Below are 19,138 nucleotides of genomic sequence, written 5' to 3' on the forward strand. Positions count from 1 at the left end.
ATTACATTTTTTGATATAACGCTTTTAGCGTATCATGAGTAATAGTTTTTTTCCAGTTTTTACCAATTGCATTTTCCCAAAGTGGCTCTAAACTTAAAGCTACATTAATCATAACATCAAAGTCCTTATCTGATAAATCGGCACAAATACCATGAGGTAAAACTATATTATGTTTGGCTTTCATTTTTTTAAATTCAGCAACACCTTCAGGATAATACGCTTCTAAATGATCAAAAACAATACAATTACCAATACCATGTTTAACACCTAGTAAATAACCTAAACCATAACTCATCGCATGTGCTACACCTACTTGAGAATAAGCAATGCTCATGCCTCCATGCCAACTAGCCATCATTAATTTATCTTGAGACTCTTGCTCTGATAAATCATCACTTAAAAATATTTCTTGACATAACTCTAAAGCTTTTTCTCCGTAAGATTGGCTAAAAGCATTTAGATATGTTCCACTTAGCGATTCTATGCAATGTACGTAACAATCCATACCTGTATAAAACCATTGATCTTTAGGAACATCTTTAGTTAATTCTGGATCTAAAAGCACTTGATCAAATGGAGTAAAGTCACTATTAATACCCAATTTACGTTCTGGTCCTGTTAAAATAGTTGTTCTAGAAACTTCTGCTCCTGTACCTGATATTGTAGGTATACCTACGTGAAATACAGCTGAATTTTTAACTAAATCCCAACCTTGATAATCTTTACTTTCACCATCATTATTTAACATAATGGCAACTGCTTTTGCAATATCTAATATAGAACCTCCACCAATACCTATGATACCAGATGGTCGTTCTTTAAAGTTTAAAATAATATCCTCCACATATTGATCAACCTGCTCTGTCTTTGGTTCTTCCAATGTTGAAACATAAACCACTTTGTCTAAATATGACAAAGGTATTCTGGAGGTTAACCACGCATCTCCTTTAAAAATATCGTCTACAAAAAATATAAATGGCGCACTAGTATTTAACCGCTTAGGCTCTATAATATCGCTTAATTGATTAAAACTACCTCGTCCAAATATAACTTTGGACACCATTGGAAAATTTTTATAACTCATTGACTTGTCGTCTTAGTTTGTAAATTTATTACTTATTTAAGTTTTTCTGAAACATTTCTGAAAATAATGCTAAATGATATCCATCAACTAAGGCATGATTTACATTAATAGCAACATTCATTATTAACTTATTATCTTGCTTTACAGCTTTACTAAATGCTAGCTTAGGCACTGAGTCCATTTCACCTGAAACAGGCTCTTTATGACCTGAAAAATTAAGCCAAGGTATTGCTGAACAGTGTACGCAATTTAAACCATTAACTGGAGGAAAAAGAGATGGACTGTTTTCGATTCTATCTACTTCGTTAGATAAGTTAATTAAAAACCCATCTAAATCTTCGGTAAAATTTATAAATGAAAATCCAAAAGTTTTATCACTTCGCATAATTGTTGCAGATGCATGTATCGTATCGTACACTTGAATAGTGTCCTCCACTACTCTATATTTTAAATTGTCTACAGCATTTATAGCTTGCATACAAGCATGAAGATAAACGCCAAAAAAACTGACGTTATTATCTTTTGCATACTGGTAAGCGTTACCTACTTCAAAAGGTATAGTGACTCCAAAATAGGGATCTTTTAACTTTGAAAAGTGTTGAAAATGTTCTTTTCTGTTCCAAGTATTTATATCTAAAGTCTTCACTAATTATTGTAATAGTTTTGGTAAGTCTAATAGACTTTTAATTGTTTTATATTGCTTTGACTGATTAACATTTACGTCCACCTGCTCATGCAACCATGTGGTATGAAACGGTACATGAATAGCGCTTGCTTTAATATTAATTAAAGGTAGTATGTCCGATTTTAAAGAATTACCTATCATTAAAAACTCTGAAGGTTTTATATCTAAATGGTTTAATAGTTTGGAATAGTTTGCTTCTTTTTTATCACTTAATACTTCAATGTGGTGAAAATAATCTAACAAACCTGACTTTTCAAGTTTACGTTCTTGATCCAGTAAATCGCCTTTTGTAGCGACTATTAATTTATACTTTTTGGAAAGCTGTTGTAATACTTGCTCAACACCTTCTAAAAGCTCTACTTCTTTATTAATCATTGTTTTACCAATGTCTAAAATACTAGATATGGTTTGATTTGAGACTGTGTTATTGGATAACTCCAAAGCCATTTCGACCATTGATAACACAAAGCCTTTAACTCCATAGCCATAGACTGGAAGATTTTTCATCTCCATTTTAAATAGCTCTTGGTCTATTTTATTAGCAGTTTCAAATGGGCTTAGTAATTTAGCAAACTCCAACTCTGCATCTCTAAAATAGGTTTCGTTAATCCACAAAGTATCATCAGCATCAAAACCAATGACCTTTATTTGACTATAATCTATTTCCATAGTTTTTTTGCTCTTTCTAAATCTTCTGGAGTATCAATCTCTACACCTTGTACATTAGTTTCGACCATTTTAATACGTTTTCCGTATTCTAGATATCTAATACATTCAATTTTCTCTGAAGCTTCAAGGCTTAACATTGGTAAATTATAAAAATCTAATATGGCTTGTTTTCTAAAAGCATATACCCCTTTATGTTTGTAATAGTTAACAGATACAGTCTCATCCCTTGGATAAGGTATTGGACTTCTAGAAAAGTATAATGCAAAATTATTTTGATCCACAATTACTTTTACTGTATTTGGGTTTTTAATTTCGTCCCAATCGGTAATGTGTACCATTAATGATGCTAAATCAACTTGCTGTTCTTTGTCTTCTTTAAAAACTTGAATTAATTTTTTAAGCGATTCAACTTCAGTAAAAGGCTCGTCGCCTTGCACATTAATAACAATATCAATATCTAAATCCGCTACAGCTTCTGCAATGCGATCACTACCACACTCATGCTCTTTTTGACTCATCATTACATGACCACCAATTTTAGAAATTTCGTCAAAAATGATATCACTATCAGTCACTACGATAACATCATCAAACAAATTTGTGTTTACTGTAGCTTCATAGGTACGCGTAATTACAGGTTTTCCGTTTAAATCTTTCATTAATTTACCAGGAAAACGTGTCGCACTATATCGTGCAGGAATCATTGCTATTATTTTCATCTAAGAATTAAATTGGAGTATAAAAATATAATAATTTAATGGTCTTCTTCAAAAAAATCGTCTTTAAAACCTATTAAATACAATTTTTCTTTTGCTCTGGTAATTGCTGTATACAACCACCTTAAATAATCTTTGTCTATTCCGTTAGGCAAATAGGGTTGTTCTACAAAAACGGTATTCCATTGTCCACCTTGCGATTTATGGCATGTAATGGCATAAGAGAATTTAACTTGAAGTGCGTTAAAGTACTTATTGCCTTTAATTTTCATAAATTTTTTATAGTTACTACTTTCATCTTCATAGTCTTTTTGGACTTCTTGATACAATCTATTAGAGTCTTCATAGGGTAAAGATGGTGTTTCTGCTTCTATGGTATCTAACATCAAAACGGTTTCAAAAGGTATCATTTTAGGATAATCCACCATTCTAACTTTTACTTCTGCAAATCTAAAACCATACAATTCTTTTATGCTAAAAATTTCAAGCACTTCAATAATATCACCATTTGCAATAAATCCTGCCTCAGAGGTTGGTTTTATCCAAAAATAATTATTCTTAACTGCCATTAAAAAATCTCCTGCAGACAACTCGTTTTCACTAAATAAAATACGACTGCGTATTTGTTGATTGTACAAATTAGCACGCTTGTTACTTCTAACTATTATACTAGTTTCTTCGTACCCTAGATTACTATAGGAGTCATTTATAGCATCCATAATTTCATATCCATCTACCAACCTAACAATATCTTTAAACGAATTTAAGTTAAATTTAAAACTATCATAAAAACTTCCTGCAATGGTCTCTCTTAATAACGTAGCGTTTTCTAATATTCCCGAATCCTCGCCTTGTCGCACTACTTCATCTAGTTCCATTTTGGTAACTGACTTATTATAGTTTAAGCTCAACGTGTTTTCATCTAACGCTGGACTTAAATCTAATTTTACAGGTGGTAATTGGGCTGTATCACCAATAAGTAACAATTTACACCTATGTCCTTGATAAACATACTGCATTAAATCGTCCAGAAGTGATCCGTTTTCAAAAAGTTTAGAATCGCTAGGCGAATCTGGTATCATTGACGCTTCATCAACAATAAAAATGGTGTCTTTATGCTTATTTGGTTGTAAAACAAATTTTACGCCACCACCTTTTTCCTTTTTAGGAAAATATATTTTTTTATGGATGGTAAACGCTTCTTTTTTAGAATAATTAGAGATAACTTTTGCTGCACGACCTGTTGGAGCCATTAACACAGCACTTTTTTTTGCTTGCCATAAATTGGCTACAATCGTACCAATAATGGTGGTTTTACCTGTACCTGCGTATCCTTTTAGCAAAAACACGCCATTTTCTCTTTCATTTAAAATAAACTCAGAAAGTTGTAAAAGTAAAATATCTTGTTTTGACGTCGGATTAAACGGAAAATGCTGTTTTATAAGGGAATAAAATTGCGAACTGGTCATTAAATAGTGTGGATTGAAAACTTTTTATCAAATATATAAATCATTTTTACCAACAATGGTTTTTACGAATAAAAAAAAATTGTAGATTTGTCACAGACCTTAATTAAATTTAATAAATCACTATGAAATTAGCACTTATTATAATTGGAGCAATCCTATTAACCATTTTAATTGTTTGGCTTATTGATAAATTTGTTCCAACAAAAGCAAAACCTTTTATTACTATTGCGCTTTGGGGCCTTATTATCTTTTTAGGATATTTAACTTTTAACTCTGTTTATGGTGAGATAAAATTTAATCAATTAAAAGAAAAAAGATATGCTTCAGCTATTAACCGTTTAATTGATATTAGAGATTCTCAATTAGCACACAGAACTGTAACTGGTAAGTTTACTAAAAGTTACGACTCTTTAATTAAATTTATCGAAAATGGTAAATTTACTATTATAGAAAGAAGAGACTCAAGTGTTGTTGATGAAGAAAGAACTAAAGCTTATGGTGGTGTGACGTCTTATAAAGATATTGTTATCACTGATACAATTGGATTTGAATCTGTTAAAGAAAGATTATTTAAAGGATCAGATAGATATAAACAAATGATGAATGTTCCTGTAGGTAAAGATGGTACTAAGTTTACTATGGATGCTGGAGAAATTGAAGATAAAAATGGTAATAAAATTCCTGTTTTTGAAGCATTTGTTAAAAAAGACGATATTCTTTTTGATCAAGATAAAAATTTAGTTCTTAAAGAAAACCAAGTAATATCTGTTGAAGGTGTTAATGGTGATGCTTTACGTGTAGGATCGATGAGTTCTGCTAAAACAATTGGAAACTGGCCTAAAACTTATGGCTCAAACGAATAAGGAATATAATCATTTAACCAACCTAGAACTGTCCATTCAAATTAGTTTGAGTGGACTTTCTTTTTGTGTTTTAAACCCAGATACTAAAACCATTATCGAGTTAAAATCTCAGGTCTTTAGTATAAAAAAAACACCAACAGAACTTCTAGACGCAGTAATACACCTTTTTAATACGGAAGAAATTTTAAATCAAAACTTCTCCTCAATTAACATAATACATGTTAATGATTGGTCCACCTTAGTACCAAAAGCATTGTTTAAAGAAGATTATTTAGCAGATTATTTAAAATTTAATACCAAGATTTTAAAAACTGACTTTATTACTTTTGACGAAATTATTACCAATGAAAGCGTTAATATTTATGTTCCGTTTACTAATATAAACAACTATATATTTGATAAATATGGTAGTTTTACATACAAGCACTTCTCTACTATATTAATAGAACAATTATTAGTTAAAGAAAAGCATTCTAGCGTGACCAAAGTTTACGTAAATATAGATACTAATAACTTTGAAATAATAGCTATTAAAGAAGGCGGATTACTACTTTATAACACCTTTGAATATCATACAAAAGAAGATTACATTTATTATCTTTTATTTACTTTAGAACAATTACAGCTTAATCCAGAAACACTACAACTAGTTTTACTAGGATTAATTAATAAGGAAGATGATTTATATAACATCACTTATAAATACATCCGAAACGTATCTTTTGGAAATAGAATGGATACCTATAATTTTACAAAGACACCAACAACAAATTACTCATATTTCACCTTACTAAAAAGCTTATAATGCGCATTGTATCAGGACAATTTAAAGGACGAAGAATTACAGCACCTAAAAAGCTACCTGTAAGGCCTACAACAGATATGGCTAAGGAAGCTTTGTTTAATATACTTAATAATCAATTTTACTTTGATGATGTTTCTGTATTAGACTTATTTGCAGGAACAGGTAACATAAGTTACGAGTTTGCTTCTAGAGGTACACAAGAAATTTTGTGTGTAGACCAAGATTATGGCTGTATAAAATTTATTAATGAAACTGCTGAAAGTTTTGAAATGGATATCCAAACCATAAAAAGTGATGTTTTTAAGTTTTTAGAAAAAACAAAACAGCAACATACAATCATTTTTGCAGATCCACCATACGACTTTACAGAAGAAGCCTTTTCTAAAATACCAGAGCTTGTATTTGAAAATAACCTTTTAGAGTCTGAAGGATTATTAATAATAGAACATTCCAAGCACACAGACTTATCAAACTTAAAGCAGTTTGTACGTTCCAAAAGTTATGGCGGAAATGTATTTAGCTTTTTTGAGAATGAAGCGTCAGACGAAGAAGAATAAACAAAAAAACCATCTATAATAGATGGTTTTTTTTTATAAATAAGTAAATCTATAAGCCGGATTTTGTACTCCCTAAGGAGCCCTTATCATTTATCTGAGCTTGCTGTTACCAACACGCTTTAGCTACCTACCCTCTAACAATCGCGCGTGCACGCTCAAACGTTAGTATACATGGTATTGCACCTCATAGAGTTTACCTGGTTTCACTACAGCATGACCTGTACATACTTTCTGTTGCACTTTTCCTCACCTCTCGATGGATGGCTGTTAGCCACTATGATTACACTATGGTGTCCGGACTTTCCTCTTTAAAATAAATTTAAAGCGATAAGGCGATTTACTGCTGCAAAATTACAACAAACTAAACATTTTTAAAGCTAGAAACTTTAAATAGTTTTAACCATTACCTATATTTTAAATTTGTTGATAACTATAAATAAAATCAAGGCTAAGACTTCCTAATTAACCTGCTATTTTTTAAATTTGTTGTTCAATAATTAGTCATGGAGCATTTTGTAGTATCAGCAAGAAAATACAGACCACAAACCTTTAAGGATGTTGTAGGTCAAACTGCTATTACTAATACCTTACTTAATGCTATTGAAAATAATCATTTAGCACAAGCACTACTTTTTACAGGACCAAGAGGTGTTGGAAAAACAAGTTGTGCACGTATTTTGGCTAAAATGATTAATAGTGATGGTAACGAAACAGGTGAAGAAGACTATGCGTTTAATATTTTTGAATTAGATGCTGCTTCAAACAACTCGGTAGACGATATAAGAAACTTAACAGACCAAGTTAGGATTCCGCCACAAGTTGGAAAATATAAAGTCTATATTATTGACGAGGTCCACATGTTATCTCAAGCTGCTTTTAATGCTTTTTTAAAAACATTAGAAGAGCCACCAAAACATTGTATTTTTATTTTAGCAACTACAGAAAAACATAAAATTATACCTACGATACTATCGCGTTGTCAAATTTTTGATTTCAAACGTATAACTGTTAAGGATGCTAAAAATTATTTAAAATACATCGCTGAAGAGCAAGGTATAAATGCTGAAGATGATGCTTTACATATTATCGCTCAAAAAGCGGATGGAGCTATGCGTGATGCTTTGTCTATTTTTGATAGAGTTGTAAGTTTTTCTGGTAAAGACCTGACACGACAATCGGTTACAGAAAATTTAAATGTATTAGACTACGAAACCTATTTTGAAAGTACAGATTACATTTTAGAAAACAAAATTCCAGAACTTTTAATCCAATTTAATAAAACGTTGGCAAAAGGTTTTGATGGACATCATTATATAGCAGGTTTAGCCTCTCACTTTAGAGATTTACTAGTTTGCAAAAACCCATCAACTATTGAGTTACTTGAAGTTGGAGATGATACTAAAAATAAATATTTAGAGCAATCTAAAAAAGCAGAACAAGACTTTTTAATAAAAGGTATTAATCTAGCTAATGATTGCGATTTAAAATATAAAAGCAGTAAAAACCAAAGACTGTTAGTTGAACTAACACTAATGCAACTTGCCTCTATCACTTTTGATGGAGAAAAAAAAAATAGCAGTCGGTTCATAATACCACCTTCATACTTTAAAAAAATAGGAATTAAACCTATTAAGGTTGTAAAACCGGTTCATGTTGAAAACACAGCTGTATCTCAACAAAACAATACAAAAGTTAATCCTGAATTACAAAAGCAAGCAGAACCAACCAAACCTAAAATTGTCTTGGAAAATGGTATTGCTTCTAGTAAAAAAAGAACTTCAGGTTTATCCTTAAAAAGTATTAGAGCTAAAAAAGAACATCAAATAAAACAATTAGATGTTGTTGTTGATGAGGAAAATTTACCAAGAGAACCTTTTAATCAAGATGAATTAACTGAAGTTTGGAATGCTTTTGTACATCAAATAGAAAAAGAAGGTAAATTTAATTTAGCCTCTATCCTATCCATTGATAAACCAACGTTGGCAGAAGATGGATTTTCAATTAAATTGACGTTTCCAAACGCTACAAATAAAGTTGAAGTCGAAAGACAATCCTTTGACTTGATGTCCTATTTAAGAAAAAACTTAAAAAACTACGACATTGCTTTAGATATAAACGTTAATGAAGAGTTGGATACTAAATACGCTTATACACCTATTGAAAAATATGAAAAGCTTAAAGAAAAAAACCCTAACTTAGAGCTGCTACGTAAAACCTTTGACTTAGATGTTTAATCATGAATAAATTAGCAGTAATATTACTTGTTGTAATTGTCGCATTTTTAAGTTGTGATGGACGTGATCGTGTTAAAAAATCCAAGACTCAATTACTTACTGAAAGTAACATGCTAAAATCCTATAAGACACAAGCAACCTTTTTTCCGGAAGCGTATACAGAATCTACCACTGATACCATTTTAAGTAATGGCTATAGGGTTAAAATTAAAAATTATACAGATATGAATCATTCTGTTTTAGGTTATACCTCAGAAAACGTCATAAAGTCTAAACACTATTTCAGAGAAGTAATTTCAGAAATTGAAGTTTTTAAAAACGATAAAATTATTTTCAAAAATAATATTAATGAACAATTTTTATTAGAAAATAGTATGAACTACGTTAATACTGAAATTTATGTTGACCAATTAAAATCTTTACAAACTAACACTTTACATTTAATTGCATCACAGTGCATACCAAACACTAAAGATTGTAATACTTACAGCATAGCAATTAATACACTTGGCGATTATACCATAGAAAGAAAGAGTTAACAACTAACAAAATTATGCTAGGACTAAAATTACCAACCGATCCAAGATGGGTAAATATTGTAGAAAAAAACATTGAAGACATTTTAACGGATCATGCTTATTGCGAACAAAAAGCAACTAGTACTGCTATCTCATTAATTGTTAGTTTTCCGGAATATACAGAATTAGTACAAGAAATGGTAGCCTTAGTTAAAGAAGAGATTAGCCATTTTAAAATGGTTCATGATTTAATACTTAAAAACGGATGGGTTTTAGGTCGTGACCGCAAAGACGACTATGTTTTACAACTGATAACCTTTTTTCCTAAAGGAGGAAGTAGAACAACACAATTAGTCCACAGGTTACTATATGCTGCTTTAATCGAAGCTAGAAGTTGTGAACGCTTTAGATTATTATCTGAAGAATTGGAAGATAAAACTTTAGCAGAATTTTACCGAAAATTAATGGTAAGTGAAGCTAATCACTATACTATGTTTTTAGGTTTTGCTAGACAATATGGAGACCGCAAAGAAGTAGATAAAAAATGGAATGATTTACTAGAATATGAAGCTGAAATCATGGTTAATTTAAGTAAAAAAGAAACCATACATGGTTAAACTAGAGCTATAAAAAAAAGCCAATTCTAATAGAATTGGCTTTTTTTTTATAATAAATATAGCTTTTAGAATTTTACTCCTAAACCTATTTGAATATTTGTATTTTTTGCTTCTAAATCAATAACGTTATCATCAATAACATTTATTAATCCATAAGAATATCTGAAGTCAATAAAAAACTCGTCAGAAATCATATACTCTAATCCTCCTAAAGCAGAAAAACCTAAATTTTGTAATCCATCCTCATAAGAATGACCTTTTAAACTAGCTTGAGGACCTACACCTATTGCTAATTTATTACCTATTTTATATTTAAAAAATAATGGTACTTGAATGTAGTTAATACGTAATTCTTGATCTTTTGCTCCTTCGGCAGAAAACTGAATTTCTGGTGCAAAAGAAAAAGATTTAGAAAGACTATACTCTCCAAAAAATCCGATAAAAAATCCATTTCTATGTGCATTTTCTACACCTGTTGGTACTTCAGGATCAAAATCTAAATTAGAAATATTGTATCCAGCTCTTACACCATACAAAGCGTCTTGAGAAAATCCGTAAAAAGAAGCTAATACAAACGTTAATAGTAAAATAGTTTTTTTCATATTTTGAAAAATTTAGTTGGTTTTTTTGAGTTAAGTTTTGTAAAAGTAAATATAATTTTTTTTTAAGTAATAGAAAGTAATAAATAGATAAAGTGTATTATTTTAACTTTGTATGGCTAGAAACGGTATCATTATACATACTTTTTATGATTCCGTCTGCCAATCCTATTTTTGGTACATAAATATCTTTTGCTCCACTCCACTTCATGGCAGACAGATATATACGTGTAGCAGGAATAATAACGTCTGCCCTATCTTGATTTAAATCTAATATAGAGATACGCTCTTCATATGAATACGTTTGTAACATATTGTAGTAAGACGTCAAATAAAAGTAAGACAACGGTTTGCCCATAGCTTTTCCAGACACTTTAAATATTTTATTAATGTTACCACCAGAACCAATAACCTCAATCTTATCATAAGTTGTGGTTTGCTTTTTAATCCATTGTTCTAACTCAATCCAAGCTTCCTTTTTAACCATATCATTAAGTAGTCTAACAGTACCTATCTTAAATGATTTAGAGGCTATTTTTTCACCTTTGACAATTACAGAAAATTCAGTGCTACCACCTCCTACATCTACATATAAATAGTTTTTATTTACATCAATATACGATTGTAAATCTGTAGCTGCTATAATAGCTGCTTCTTCTTCACCTTCAATAATATCAATCTGAATTCCTGTTTTTTTCTTAATTAATTTTGCAACATCTTTACCATTATTTGCTTCACGCATTGCAGAAGTTGCACACGCTTTATATTTTACTACACCATGGGTTTCCATAAGTAATTTAAAAGCCTGCATGGTTTGTAGCATACGATGTACATTGTTTTCCGATATTTCTTCGTTTATAAAAACATCTGCACCTAAACGCACTGGAACCCTTACTAATGAACTTTTTTTAAATCTTGTATCACTACCTTTTTCTTCAACAATATTAGATATTAATAATCTAACAGCATTGGATCCAATGTCTATAGCAGCATATTTTTGGATTTTAAGCATCTAATTTATTTTTTAAATAATTGTAAGCTTCAAATTGACTTCTGTATTGTGGTTTATCGTTACGCTTGTAGGTATTGTTTTGTGCTTTATTTAATATCCTAGCTTTAACATTATCATTCCAACAAATATGAAACGTATCAATCAATTCTTCTTTTATATCTTTATCATAAATAGGACAGCTTACTTCTACCCTGTTTTCGATATTTCTGGTCATAAAATCTGCAGAAGATATATAAACTAGAGGGTTGTTATTATTGCAAAATACGTAAAGTCTTGTGTGCTCTAAAAATTTATCGACTATACTTATTACTTCTATGTTTTCACTTATACCTTTTACGCCTGGCACTAAACAACAAATTCCACGAACTATCATTTGTATTTTAACTCCTGCTTGACTTGCTTCGTATAGCTTATCTATCATTGGATAGTTAGATATACTATTCATTTTAAGCTTTATATAACCAGGTTTACCTTCTTTAACATTATTAATCTCTTTATCTATAAGATTAAAAAACTTATTTTTTGTGTAATGAGGTGATGTAATTATATGTTTAAATCTGTAAATTTTATAATTAACTTCAAAAAAGTTAAACACTTTATTGACGTCTTTAAGTATTCTTTGGTTAGCAGTAAACAAAGTATAGTCTGTATATATTTTGGCTGTAGACTCGTTAAAGTTACCAGTGCTTATAAAACCATATCGTTTTATTTTTTTATCCTCTTCCCTTTCAATAATACACATTTTACTATGCACTTTAAGACCTTGTACTCCAAATATTAGTTGTACACCTTCACGCTGCATTTGTTCCGCGTAAGCGATATTAGCTTCTTCGTCAAAACGTGCTTGAATCTCCATAGAGACCATTACTTTTTTACCGTTTTTGGCAGCGTTTATTAAGGAACTGGCTACATGAGAAATTTGAGCTAATCTGTAAATAGTAATCTTAATAGCTTTAACCTGAGGATCTAAAGCTGCTTCTCTTAAAAATTTTACTACGTATGAAAACGTATGATAAGGTGCGTATTGTAAATAGTCTTTTTTAGCAATCGTTTCAAAAATACTACCTTCTAGACTTAAACCTTTTACTGGTAATGGGACTATTTTATCGTACAATAAGTTGGTACGTCCTAAGCTAGGAAAGTCCATATAATCTCTACGATTATGGTAACGACCTCCCGGAATAATACTATCTGTATTATCAATACCCATTTTGTCCATTAAAAACTCTAAAGTTTTTTTATCAATGGTTTTATCGTAAACAAATCGTACTGGCTCACCTTCTTGTCTTTCTTTTACACCATCACTGATTTTTTCCATATAACTTTTAGTCAAATCACTATCCAAATCTAACTCGGCATCTCTAGTGATTTTAATCATATGAGCAGTAATTTTGTTATACTCGAAGATGTTAAAAATATCGTTTAAAAATAGTCTCAGTAAATCATCTAACATGATTATATTATCAGTATCGCCAACTTTTGGCAACACGATAAATCGATCCATATTTTTAGATATTTCTATTAAAGCGTATTGATTTTCTCCATCTTTTAAATGCATATTTACCGCTAGATAAGCTGCACTATCCTTGAGATTAGGTAACTTGATTTCGGTATTTAAAACTATGGTAACAAGAGCTGGACTAACCTTTTCTAAAAAGTACTTTCTAAGGTATTGTTTTTGAGCTTTTGTGATTTTAGATTCTCTTAAAATGAAGATATTCTCTGCTTCTAACTTTTTTTGAATATCACTTAAAATCTTTAAACTTTCGGTTTGATGCTTTATAACTATGTTGGTAATAATCTCCAACAACTCAGAAGCTTTTATTCCACCAAGCTGGCTTTTACCAGCTCTACCAGCGTAATCGATACGTTTAACGGTTGCGTATCTAACCTTAAAAAATTCGTCTAGATTATTAGAAAAAATTCCTAAAAATCGAAGTCTTTCAATCAAAGGTACAGACTCGTCAGCAGCTTCTTGTAAAACACGATGGTTAAATTGTAGCCAACTTAACTCTCTGTTTATGTATTTATTATCAATAATATGGTTAGTCATTTACAGCAAAATTTACTACAAATATATCTAATTAGATTGTCTATTTTAAATGTTTTGGGAAGACAATTTTTGTAGTGTTACCATTTTTTATGTTTTTCCATGAATTTTGATCAAATTCTATTTGCACAAAACCTGAGGTTGTAACGTTGTCAATGCTTGTATTACCTAGAGAATTACATAAATTTGTCAAGGCATGATTATGCCCAAAAACCATCAAAACATTAACGTTATCATCACAGTTATTTATGACCTCTAAAACTGAGTCTCCAGAAAAATCATAAAGTGCTTTTTTTTGCTGAAATTGTATGTTTTTTAAATCCAAAACATCGACGAAAAGCAAAGCTGTTAATTTTGCTCTGTATGCAGTGCTACTTAAAATTAAGTTAGGCTTTATGAAATTAGTTTTTAAGTGATTAGCAACCAAATTAGCATCTTTAACACCTCTTTTTTTTAATGGCCTATCGTGATCTGACACATTAAATTGCCAAGAAGATTTGGCATGTCTAATAAATTGTATAATTTTGCTCATGATTGTCGTTTAAGTGCTTTAATATTCGTTTATTGTTTTTTAAAATACCATTTATCGGTTTTATAGGTGCTATAACATATTTATTTGATTTGATGTGTAAATCGTGCTTCTTTTGCTATGCTATTAATTAATTTTAATCCCTGAATATAGAGTAAATAAAAAAAACCTACAATTATCATTTTTGATAAACCTCCCTTAAACTGTAGCAATTTTTTAGCTTTTATGAATAGTTAAAAATATAAAATTTAACGCAGTAAAATAAGTTTATACTATGAGAACAAAAGATTCTCTTTTTAACCTTTGTGCCAATAGTAAGCTATTGGCAGCTATTTTCTTGCAATAAATTTATATTAAAAATAGAGTATTAAACTATTAAGTTTTGAATATATTGAAAACAAATTACACAAAAAGGTTACTAATTTTAGGAGTCCTTTTAATTAGCTTTAGTCTGCAAGCTCAAGTAAAAAAAGTCTTTACACCTCGTTACAGTGCCTCTATTAATGGAGATGTAAAAATGGTAGGAAACAACATGTTGTCTAGAACGACCTCAGGAAGTTATAATGGAGAGCAGGACAATCATGATTTTGTGGACAACGTTTATGTTGACATTGATAGTGATGCTAGTACTTTTAATTCTAGTAGTGCCAATTTAACCAATCCATATCCAAACGACAGTTGTTTAGTAATTGATAAAGTCCTATTGTATTGGGCAGCAGCAGATAAAGGTATTGACGTTGCTGGAATAGAAACCGAAAATCAACCTAACTGGAATTATAACAATGTAAAATTGATGCTTCCAGGTCAAACCACATATACTACTATAAATGCAGACGAGGTAATATATAGAGGTAAAAATCAAAATCCACATTTAAATAATGATCCTTACGTATGCGTTAAGGACATAACTAATAGTGTTAAAAATTTAGGAAACCCTTTTGGTAAATATCAAGTTGCCAATGTAGAAGCTAAAACTGGTTTTTTAGTATCTCATGAAAACACCAACACTGGTACATCTGGTGGTTGGCAGGTCATTATGGTCTATAAAAGTGATAAATTAAAAGCTAGAAATATAACACTTTTTGATGGTTACGCTAACGTTACTAGTAGCCAAAATAATTTTGATATTAATATTTCTGGATTTCAAACTGTACCAAATGGTATTGTTAGATCTGACATTGTTATTGGAGCGCTTGAAGGAGATAGATCTTTGACTGGAGACCGCTTACAAATATTAAATACCTCTAATACGTTTGTTGATATATCTGCACCATTAAGAGATTCTAACAACTTTTTTAATAGTAGAATTACTGTAGGACCAAGTAATGGAGCAAATAATTTTACTGACAGGAATCCAGCAAGTACTAATACCTTAGGTTTTGATGCTGCTGTTTTCCCTTTAAGTAATCCTGGTAATTCATTATTAACTAATAACCAGACTTCTACTACTCTTAGATTAACGTCTAATCAAGAAACCTATGGTTTGTTTGTTTTAGGTTTTTCTGTTGAAATATATCAACCAGAATTACAGACAATTTTTACAGCAACACCAACTTTAATTACACCAACAAATAGTCCACAAACAATCACCTACACAGCAAATGTAACTAATGTTGGAAATGATAATGCTAATGGTGTATCATTAACCACTGTTATACCTAATGGAGCTGAACTTAATCTTCCAATAACTGGTTTATCTTCTGGTATAACTTACACTTACAATAATACCACTAGAACTTTAACTTTTATGGTTCCAAATGGTGTTTTGGAAGCAAGTCAATCTATAAGTTTAAGTTATAATTTGTCTGTTAACGATAATTGTTATTATTTACAAAATAATTGTTCTGGTACGTTTGATTCTAATTTAGTAGCCACTTACATCGGACAAATAAATCCTAAAAATATTTCTAGTGGCAGTCACAACGGAATTAATGGATGTGGTGTTGGTAATACTTTAAATACACTTGTAACCATCAATGCACCTGCACCAGCAACATGGGTAACAGCTACATCTGCTTTAGACAGAGAAATAGAATGTAACAATCCAACAGAATTAAGCAATGCGCAAGCTTTAGCACCTGTATCCTCGTGTCCAGGTTTGACACCAATCAAAACTTCGGGTACTTTTGTTCCTTCTAATAATTGTCCAACTTTAGGTACTTATACAAATACTTGGAATTTTACGGATTCTTGCGGTCGTACTATAGCTAATTATGTTCAAATAATCACAGTTAAAGACACTACAGCTCCAGTTATAGACACAAATGCTTTTGACTTTACAGTACAATGTGATCAAAATAGTCAAGCTGCATTTAATAATTGGTTAGCTACCAATGGTAGTGCTACTGCTACAGATAATTGTGGTGCTGTAACATGGTCAAATAATTATAGTAACTTAAGCGATGATTGTGGTGTAACAGGATCTACTGCTGTTACTTTTACTGCTTCTGACGTTTGTGGAAATTCATCTTCAACGACAGCTACTTTCACAATAGAAGATACTGTTGGTCCAACTTTTGATGGATTTCCTAATGATACTAATAACAATCAACCTTCTTGCGTTGATGTTCCTGTTTTAAGTTTTGCAAATTATACAGAAGTTTTAGGAGATGGAAATAATAACACCTTTTTACAAGGTGAAAAATTTAGGTTTACTAATGTATCGCTAGGTGTAGATGCTGTAGTAACAATACTTGCTACTATAAATACAACAGTACCTTTATTGGATGATAATGGTAATGGTAGTGTAGACTCTTTCAGACCTCAAACCGCATTTAATTTAACTAATATTGGTGATAGAGCTTACACTGAATATCAAATAGATTTTATTGATAATACAAATAATCAACCAACACCTTTACCAGAATTTTATACGACTTTTAGTGATATTGATGGAAATACAAATTTTGGAGAAGTAAACTGGACACAATTTACAAATAGCTACACTGTAAATGATCCAACAGATTTAACTATTACTGAAGAAGGTCCTTGGATTGTGGCAACAGCAGGAACAACTGAATATACAGGTGTAACTAATATATATCCGCAAGCTAATATTACTACTAGAAACACAAATACATCTTCATTTAAATTTAGAGTAGGAATTGTAGCCAGAAAAGCTAATGTTTCAGGTAATTTAAGACAACATAATATAGAGTTCGCTTGTATTTCAAATTACACAAATCCTAGCACTATTTCAGATGAAATAACAATTGAATGTAGTGATTTAGAAGATGCGGAAGTACTTACAGCTACTGACAACTGTAGCGATACAACTGTTACTTTTAACGAAATAAGAACTGATGGAGATTGTCCAAATACTTATACATTAGAAAGAACTTGGATTGCAACCGATGATTGCGGAAATGAGACAACAAGAACTTTGACCATAAATGTTCAGGACACCACACCTCCTACTTTTGTCGAGACTTTACCTAATAATATTACAGTAGATGGAAGTAATATTCCTGATGCTGCTGTTTTAACAGCTACTGATAATTGTGGAGATGCCATAGTTACTTTTAATGAAGAAATTGTTGGAGATATTTGTACCGGAAACCAAACAATAACAAGAGAATGGATTGCTACGGATGCTTGTGATTTGACAACATCTCATACTCAAGTTATCACTGTAAACCAACCTGTCTTAACTGCATCAATTGATTCTGTAACTAATATTTTATGTTCAACAGAAGCTACAGGTACTATAAATATTGCTGTTTCTGGAGGTTCTTTACCTTATACATACTCTATTGATGGTGGTACAACATATACATCAAACGCTACGATAAATGATTTAGCAGCGGGTAATTACTCTATAATAGTATTAGACGCTAATGAATGTTCTACTACTTTATCTGCAGAAATTCTTTCTAACTGTACTGATGCAATCGCTGATATCAACAATACATTTGTTGGACAAGCGGTCTCTGGTAATGTATTAACTAACGATGAAGATTTTGAAGGTGATATTCAAACAGTAACTGCTAATACTAATCCATCTAATGGTTCGGTAACTATTGATGCTGCTGGTAATTATACCTATACGCCTAATGCTGGTTTTACTGGAGAAGATACTTTTACTTACACAATCTGTGATGATGGTACTCCTCAAGCTTGTGATACTGCAACTGTATACATCGAGGTTTTACCGGAAAGTGGTCCTGAAAACGAAGCACCTATTGCTAATGCTGATACTGCAACCACACCTGAAGGTACTCCTGTGAATATTGTGGTCTTAGCTAACGACTTTGATCCTGATGCTGATCCTATTATTATTACTAACAATACAACGCCTGATAACGGAACCGTTACTGTTAATCCTGATGGGACTATTACCTATATACCTAATGATGGGTTTATTGGTGAAGATACTTTTGAATATACTATTTGTGATAACGCTTCGCCTGCGCTTTGTGACACTGCAACTGTAACTATTACTGTGCAGCCAGAGGGAACACCTAACACAACTAATGCGAATGACGATGCTTACAATACAACACCAACAACACCTTTAACTGGTAATGTTTTAGAAAATGATAATGATATCGAAGGTAACACGCAAACTGTTACTACAACTACAGTTACTACTGCTCAAGGTGTAACGGTAACTATCGATGCTAATACTGGTGTCTTTACGTATACACCTAATGCTGGTTATGTAGGAACGGATTCTTTTGTATACACTATCTGTGATAACGGAACGCCTCAAGCTTGTGATCAAGCTACTGT

At 31.2% G+C, this 19,138-nt stretch carries 16 protein-coding genes and 1 other RNA gene; 7 read left to right on the plus strand and 10 right to left on the minus strand.

Annotated features, from left to right (window positions below):
* Window position 1: 1 nt before the first annotated feature.
* The 5 genes from B2989_RS06455 to B2989_RS06475 are packed head-to-tail and all read right to left on the minus strand — an operon-like array spanning window position 2 to window position 4,623.
* Window positions 2-1,084 carry an iron-containing alcohol dehydrogenase family protein gene (locus tag B2989_RS06455; protein ID WP_292945987.1) on the minus strand — a complete coding sequence of 361 codons (1,083 nt, stop codon included), beginning with the start codon at window positions 1,082-1,084 and terminating at the stop codon, window positions 2-4.
* A 28-nt stretch (window positions 1,085-1,112) separates the two neighbouring features.
* The gene (locus tag B2989_RS06460) at window positions 1,113-1,730 is read right to left on the minus strand and encodes a CatA-like O-acetyltransferase (protein WP_292945990.1); all 618 of its coding nucleotides are present in this window, start codon (window positions 1,728-1,730) and stop codon (window positions 1,113-1,115) included.
* A 3-nt stretch (window positions 1,731-1,733) separates the two neighbouring features.
* Window positions 1,734-2,438 (minus strand): HAD family hydrolase, encoded by a 705-nt coding sequence (locus B2989_RS06465; protein ID WP_292945993.1) that lies wholly within the window; start codon window positions 2,436-2,438, stop codon window positions 1,734-1,736.
* A complete protein-coding gene (kdsB, locus tag B2989_RS06470) occupies window positions 2,429-3,157 on the minus strand; it encodes a 3-deoxy-manno-octulosonate cytidylyltransferase (protein WP_292945995.1) in 729 nt (242 codons plus the stop codon). Before kdsB ends, B2989_RS06465 begins: the two co-directional genes overlap by 10 nt.
* A gap of 35 nt (window positions 3,158-3,192) precedes the next feature.
* Entirely contained in the window at window positions 3,193-4,623 is a 1,431-nt protein-coding gene (locus tag B2989_RS06475; RefSeq protein WP_292945998.1) for an ATP-dependent DNA helicase, read from the minus strand.
* A gap of 122 nt (window positions 4,624-4,745) precedes the next feature.
* On the opposite strand from B2989_RS06475, the gene B2989_RS06480 reads away from it, so the two are divergent.
* The 3 genes from B2989_RS06480 to rsmD are packed head-to-tail and all read left to right on the plus strand — an operon-like array spanning window position 4,746 to window position 6,848.
* Complete coding sequence (locus B2989_RS06480; RefSeq protein ID WP_292946001.1) at window positions 4,746-5,486, plus strand: hypothetical protein; 741 nt, start codon at window positions 4,746-4,748, stop codon at window positions 5,484-5,486.
* Window positions 5,470-6,291, plus strand: a complete 822-nt coding sequence (locus B2989_RS06485; protein WP_292946004.1) for a DUF3822 family protein — start codon at window positions 5,470-5,472, stop codon at window positions 6,289-6,291. The genes B2989_RS06480 and B2989_RS06485 overlap by 17 nt, the downstream gene beginning before the upstream one ends.
* On the plus strand, window positions 6,291-6,848 hold the full coding sequence (gene rsmD / locus B2989_RS06490; protein WP_145001564.1) for a 16S rRNA (guanine(966)-N(2))-methyltransferase RsmD: 558 nt from the start codon (window positions 6,291-6,293) through the stop codon (window positions 6,846-6,848). Before B2989_RS06485 ends, rsmD begins: the two co-directional genes overlap by 1 nt.
* A 36-nt stretch (window positions 6,849-6,884) precedes the next feature.
* Here the strand turns inward: rsmD and rnpB are convergent.
* An RNA gene (gene rnpB, locus B2989_RS06495) (RNase P RNA component class A) lies at window positions 6,885-7,192 on the minus strand.
* Window positions 7,193-7,351: 159 nt separating this feature from the next.
* On the opposite strand from rnpB, the gene dnaX reads away from it, so the two are divergent.
* The 3 genes from dnaX to B2989_RS06510 are packed head-to-tail and all read left to right on the plus strand — an operon-like array spanning window position 7,352 to window position 10,217.
* Window positions 7,352-9,082 carry a DNA polymerase III subunit gamma/tau gene (dnaX, locus tag B2989_RS06500; RefSeq protein ID WP_292946009.1) on the plus strand — a complete coding sequence of 577 codons (1,731 nt, stop codon included), beginning with the start codon at window positions 7,352-7,354 and terminating at the stop codon, window positions 9,080-9,082.
* A gap of 2 nt (window positions 9,083-9,084) precedes the next feature.
* On the plus strand, window positions 9,085-9,621 hold the full coding sequence (locus B2989_RS06505; protein ID WP_292946012.1) for a hypothetical protein: 537 nt from the start codon (window positions 9,085-9,087) through the stop codon (window positions 9,619-9,621).
* Between the two features lie 14 nt (window positions 9,622-9,635).
* Window positions 9,636-10,217, plus strand: a complete 582-nt coding sequence (locus tag B2989_RS06510) for a tRNA-(ms[2]io[6]A)-hydroxylase (RefSeq protein ID WP_145001561.1) — start codon at window positions 9,636-9,638, stop codon at window positions 10,215-10,217.
* 65 nt (window positions 10,218-10,282) lie between these two features.
* Here B2989_RS06510 and B2989_RS06515 read toward each other — a convergent pair whose 3' ends face one another.
* From B2989_RS06515 to B2989_RS06530, 4 genes are all read right to left on the minus strand, one after another.
* Window positions 10,283-10,819: a porin family protein gene (locus B2989_RS06515; RefSeq protein ID WP_292946016.1), complete on the minus strand. Its 537-nt coding sequence runs from the start codon at window positions 10,817-10,819 to the stop codon at window positions 10,283-10,285.
* A gap of 97 nt (window positions 10,820-10,916) precedes the next feature.
* The gene (locus tag B2989_RS06520; protein WP_292946019.1) at window positions 10,917-11,828 is read right to left on the minus strand and encodes a Ppx/GppA phosphatase family protein; all 912 of its coding nucleotides are present in this window, start codon (window positions 11,826-11,828) and stop codon (window positions 10,917-10,919) included.
* A complete protein-coding gene (ppk1, locus tag B2989_RS06525) occupies window positions 11,821-13,881 on the minus strand; it encodes a polyphosphate kinase 1 (RefSeq protein ID WP_292946022.1) in 2,061 nt (686 codons plus the stop codon). Before ppk1 ends, B2989_RS06520 begins: the two co-directional genes overlap by 8 nt.
* A 40-nt stretch (window positions 13,882-13,921) precedes the next feature.
* The gene (locus B2989_RS06530; protein WP_292946025.1) at window positions 13,922-14,410 is read right to left on the minus strand and encodes a SixA phosphatase family protein; all 489 of its coding nucleotides are present in this window, start codon (window positions 14,408-14,410) and stop codon (window positions 13,922-13,924) included.
* Window positions 14,411-14,798: 388 nt separating this feature from the next.
* Here B2989_RS06530 and B2989_RS06535 point away from each other — a divergent pair.
* On the plus strand, window positions 14,799-19,138 hold a 4,340-nt coding region (locus B2989_RS06535), incomplete at its 3' end, for an Ig-like domain-containing protein (RefSeq protein ID WP_292946028.1).

Source organism: Olleya sp. UBA1516 (assembly GCF_002323495.1).
Classification (GTDB): Bacteria; Bacteroidota; Bacteroidia; order Flavobacteriales; family Flavobacteriaceae; genus Olleya.

Coding starts and splice junctions, on each gene's coding strand:
- B2989_RS06455 (WP_292945987.1), bottom strand. CDS start 1,084: ATGAGTTATAAAAATTTTCCAATGGTGTCCAAAGTTATATTTGGACGA.
- B2989_RS06465 (WP_292945993.1), bottom strand. CDS start 2,438: ATGGAAATAGATTATAGTCAAATAAAGGTCATTGGTTTTGATGCTGAT.
- kdsB (WP_292945995.1), bottom strand. CDS start 3,157: ATGAAAATAATAGCAATGATTCCTGCACGATATAGTGCGACACGTTTT.
- B2989_RS06475 (WP_292945998.1), bottom strand. CDS start 4,623: ATGACCAGTTCGCAATTTTATTCCCTTATAAAACAGCATTTTCCGTTT.
- B2989_RS06480 (WP_292946001.1), top strand. CDS start 4,746: ATGAAATTAGCACTTATTATAATTGGAGCAATCCTATTAACCATTTTA.
- B2989_RS06485 (WP_292946004.1), top strand. CDS start 5,470: ATGGCTCAAACGAATAAGGAATATAATCATTTAACCAACCTAGAACTG.
- rsmD (WP_145001564.1), top strand. CDS start 6,291: ATGCGCATTGTATCAGGACAATTTAAAGGACGAAGAATTACAGCACCT.
- dnaX (WP_292946009.1), top strand. CDS start 7,352: ATGGAGCATTTTGTAGTATCAGCAAGAAAATACAGACCACAAACCTTT.
- B2989_RS06505 (WP_292946012.1), top strand. CDS start 9,085: ATGAATAAATTAGCAGTAATATTACTTGTTGTAATTGTCGCATTTTTA.
- B2989_RS06510 (WP_145001561.1), top strand. CDS start 9,636: ATGCTAGGACTAAAATTACCAACCGATCCAAGATGGGTAAATATTGTA.
- B2989_RS06515 (WP_292946016.1), bottom strand. CDS start 10,819: ATGAAAAAAACTATTTTACTATTAACGTTTGTATTAGCTTCTTTTTAC.
- B2989_RS06520 (WP_292946019.1), bottom strand. CDS start 11,828: ATGCTTAAAATCCAAAAATATGCTGCTATAGACATTGGATCCAATGCT.
- ppk1 (WP_292946022.1), bottom strand. CDS start 13,881: ATGACTAACCATATTATTGATAATAAATACATAAACAGAGAGTTAAGT.
- B2989_RS06530 (WP_292946025.1), bottom strand. CDS start 14,410: ATGAGCAAAATTATACAATTTATTAGACATGCCAAATCTTCTTGGCAA.